4 protein-coding genes are annotated in these 3,548 nt (G+C 70.9%); 1 reads left to right on the top strand and 3 read right to left on the bottom strand.

Annotation, left to right across the window (positions count from 1 at the left end; all coding sequences use genetic code 11):
* Positions 1-173: 173 nt before the first annotated feature.
* The 3 genes from AB0J58_RS44385 to AB0J58_RS44375 form a co-directional block, all read right to left on the bottom strand.
* Positions 174-1,730, bottom strand: a complete 1,557-nt coding sequence (locus AB0J58_RS44385) for a S1 family peptidase (protein ID WP_364227746.1) — start codon at positions 1,728-1,730, stop codon at positions 174-176.
* Between the two features lie 296 nt (positions 1,731-2,026).
* Positions 2,027-2,293, bottom strand: coding sequence for a hypothetical protein (locus tag AB0J58_RS44380; protein WP_364227743.1), 267 nt, complete (start codon positions 2,291-2,293; stop codon positions 2,027-2,029).
* A gap of 423 nt (positions 2,294-2,716) precedes the next feature.
* Entirely contained in the window at positions 2,717-3,082 is a 366-nt protein-coding gene (locus AB0J58_RS44375) for a hypothetical protein (protein WP_364227740.1), read from the bottom strand.
* Positions 3,083-3,179: 97 nt separating this feature from the next.
* On the opposite strand from AB0J58_RS44375, the gene AB0J58_RS44370 reads away from it, so the two are divergent.
* On the top strand, positions 3,180-3,548 hold a 369-nt coding region (locus AB0J58_RS44370; RefSeq protein ID WP_364227737.1), incomplete at its 3' end, for a hypothetical protein.

The raw sequence follows: 3,548 nt of genomic DNA, 5'->3' as shown, positions 1-3,548 counted from the left end.
CCTCTCAGTAATCTTTTGTTTCGTCTAGCGCCGCGGCCGCGCGCCGGGCGCCCACCCGGGGGCGCGCGCGGGCCCCCCCCCGCCCCCGCGCCCCCCCCCACGGCCGGGCCGCCCGCTACGCGAGGCCCCCTGAGGTGCCGCGAAGGCGGTACGGCTTCACATCGGGGGGAACGTCATGATGTCTTGTACTTCAGGGTGTAGGAGCCGGAGCCGCTCGCGGAGGTCACGCGGTAGCGGTAGTAGCCGCGGGTGCCGGTGTAGCCGACCTGCTCGTCGGGTCCGGGGCTGTCGGAGGCGGCGACGGTGACCCAGCTCGTGCCATTCCATTTCTGGAGGAAGAGGTCGAAGTCGACGTTGTCATCGCTGTCCAGGCAGGCGGACTGCCGGCCGGGGGCCGCCGTCTGGTAGTACAGGTTGTTCGGCTGGTAGGCGGACTGGCCGTTGTTCAGCTTGCCGGCGGCGGTCTTCGGGTAGCCGGTGCAGGGGGATGCGCCCGGCGGGAGGGTGCTCGGCGGGGTGGTGCCAGGAGGGGTGGCGGTCGGCGGGGTGGCGGCCGGCGGGGTGCCCGCGCCCACGGTCATCAGGGTCAGGCCGTAGGCGGAGAGGATCTCGTCGACCGGCTGGAAGTAGGTGACGCCCCCGGCGGTGCAGTTGCCGGAGCCGCCGGAGGTGACTCCCTGGGCCTGGTCCACGGAGATGAACGAGCCGCCCGAGTCACCCGGCTCGGCACAGACACTGGTGCGGGCCAACTGGTAGACGGTGCCCTGGGGGTAGGTGACGCTGGTGTCGCGCTGCTGGATGGTGCCGCAGTGCCAGCCGGTGGTGGAGCCGGACCGGCAGACCGAGGCGCCCTCGATGGCCGGCCTGGCACCGGCGACGGGCACGGTGCCCCCGGAGCCGTTGTTCACCGCGGGTTTGGGGGTCCAGTTGGCGTTGACGGAGACCCAGGCGTAGTCGCTGTCGGGGAAGCTCGATCCCTGGAAGACACCCTGGGCGGTCCAGTTGGAGCCGCTCGTGGTCTCGCCCTGCTTGCCGCAGTGGCCGGCGCTGACGAAACCGTTCTGGGTTCCGCGGGTCACCGGGAAGCCGATCGAGCAGCGCTCGGTGGTGCCGATGTAGTAGGCGTTGCCGCCCACGAGGTCGTCGAGGAGCTGGGGGGTCTCGTTGGAGGGCTCGACCTTCACCGCGACCGGGTCGGTGCCGGAGGCCTCCAGAGCGTTCGAGGCTACCGCGACATCCTTGGAGAGGACGACCACCTTGTTGCTCCGCACGTCGATGTAGCGCACGGCTCCGGTGTCCTTGTGGGCGGCCGGCGTGTTGTCCACCTGTTCCTTGATGGCGGCCAGGTCCGACAGGGAGCGGCTCACGATCTCGGCTCGGGCGCCGGTGGCGACGATCTGGGGGATGTCGGCCTCGGAGGTGGTGGCGACCACGAGTCGCTGCGCGACGGTTCCGACGAACCAGGAACCGGCGAAGCGCGCACCGAGCTTCCCGCGCAGGTCCGCCTCGACCGTCGCCAGGCGGGTCTCGTTGAGCAGGCGGGTCTGGGCCTGCTCCCTGGTGAGGTGCAGGTCGCGCTGGAGTGCCTCGATCATGCCCGCCGGAGGTTTCCAGGCCGGGACGGCGGGAGCGTTCGCGGCCCGGACCTGGGCGATGGCCGGGACGGGCGCCGACGTGAGCGTGGTGATCACTAGGACGCATCCCGTGGTGATGGCGTGTCTGCGGGACATGGGTCTCTCCTCGACCTCGGCTTTCCGGGCGTGAGGGGAGAGCACCACGTATCGCAGGTTGATCACGCGATGTGGGCGACGCCATGCTAATCCAGCCGTTGCCGGTCAGGGCCTCAATGCCGCGCGCCACGCGGAGGGTGATTTCAGCTGTGCCCGTTCGCCCGGTTGATCATCGGCTGCGCCGAGGTGACGACCGTCCGCCGTCACCGGGACGCGGCCGATGCCGGCACCGCGCATGGGTCAGCACGGCCTCACGAGGTCGGGCGTGGCGGGGCCACCGGATCGTGCGCGGCGGCTCAGCCCGCTTCCGTCGTCCTGTTCGGGGCGGTGCGCGACTGGCGGCGCACCGCGAGGGCGATGTCCACGATCACCACCACGGCCAGTACGGCCATCACGACGGTGAGCCAGGTGATACCGGCCACGAGACCGAGCACTCCCAGGGCGATCACCGCTACCAGGGCGAACGAGCCCAGGCGAATGTGGACCACATCGCGCGGGGTCGCACCGACCATGGGCTTCCCGGTCGCCGAGGTCTCTTCGGGCAGCTGTTCTTCGGAAGTCACACTCTCTCCTTGGTCGCGGACGCTCCCTGTACCCGGATACCGCCTCGTCAAGCGTCCGGGCTCGTATTTCACGCTCTGCTCCGGCTTCGCGGGATCGGACGCCGTCGGGGCATTCGGGTGGCACCGGTACCCGCCTGGAATCGGGGCGGGCACCGGTGCGCGGAACCGGACGCGCGCTCCCGGTCCGGTCGCGGCCCGATGCCCCGCCACGGCGCGTACGGGCCGTCACAGTGGTGCCGGCGGGGCCGGGCAGGGGCGGGCGTGCGCGGGTGCCCATGGGCCCATGGGCCGGAGCGGGCCGCGAAGCCGCCCTCGCGTACGTCGGCGAAGGCCCTGCCGGGGCCGACTCGGAGCGGCGGCGGTGTCCGCCGGGCCGGGCCGGAACCGAACGTGAGGCGCGAGATCGGGTCAGTGCTCCCAGGGTCAGTGCTCCCAGGGAGGGGTCTCGCCCATCTTCGCGTAGTACTTGGCCAGGTGGGATTTGATCCTGCCGACATCCTCCGCCGGCACCTTGATCCCGCCTCGCGCCCCATTCATGATCGCCGCCGCGGCGTGCACGGCATGCGGAACCGCCTTGAGTTCGCCGCCGATCACGTCGGCGACGGGAAGCTTGTAGCTTCCGAAATTGTCAGGTTCGTCACCGTCGTACCAGAGGTGGGCCTCCCGGTAGCGGGCATTGGGCTCCTCCTCCGCGCCGGCCCACGCGCGAACGCGCCTGTCGGCCGCTTCGCTGTCCCACTCCCTGTCGTGGTCGGCCAGCGGCAGATCACGGAATTGGGTGACTGTCATGACCTTGCTCCCTTCGTCGAGGTTCCCACTACCCCGCTCACCGGCTCGATGCCCTGCCCGGCGACATATTCGGACCCGGCCAGGGGAGAGGTTTGGCATGACCGACAACCCTGAGGTGAACGAGAACACGGTGGAGCGCGACGTCTCGGAAGAGGGCCTGCCTCCCGCCGGTCCACGAGGCGCCGACGGCGAGAGCAGGGTCGTGGCGGAGCGGTCGGGAGCGGACACCACCTTCCCCGAGCGGCCGCTCCTGGCGGACCCGGACGATGTGCGCCGTACTCCGGGAGAGGAAGGCTCAGAGGGGGTGGGCCAGGCCGAGCGGGGCGTCGAGGACGCGAAGGACGAGGTGGAGGGCAGGGACGGGTCCGGGCCCTCAGGCTGCTGCCAGTCCTCCTGCGGGCGGACGAACGTACCCTTGCCGCCGATCACCCGCACCAGCCCGTCATCGGCGAGCTTGCCGATGACC

The organism is Streptosporangium sp. NPDC049644, from assembly GCF_040675205.1.
GTDB lineage: Bacteria > Actinomycetota > Actinomycetes > Streptosporangiales > Streptosporangiaceae > Streptosporangium > Streptosporangium fukuiense.
This window is presented reverse-complemented; position numbering and strand designations above follow the sequence as displayed.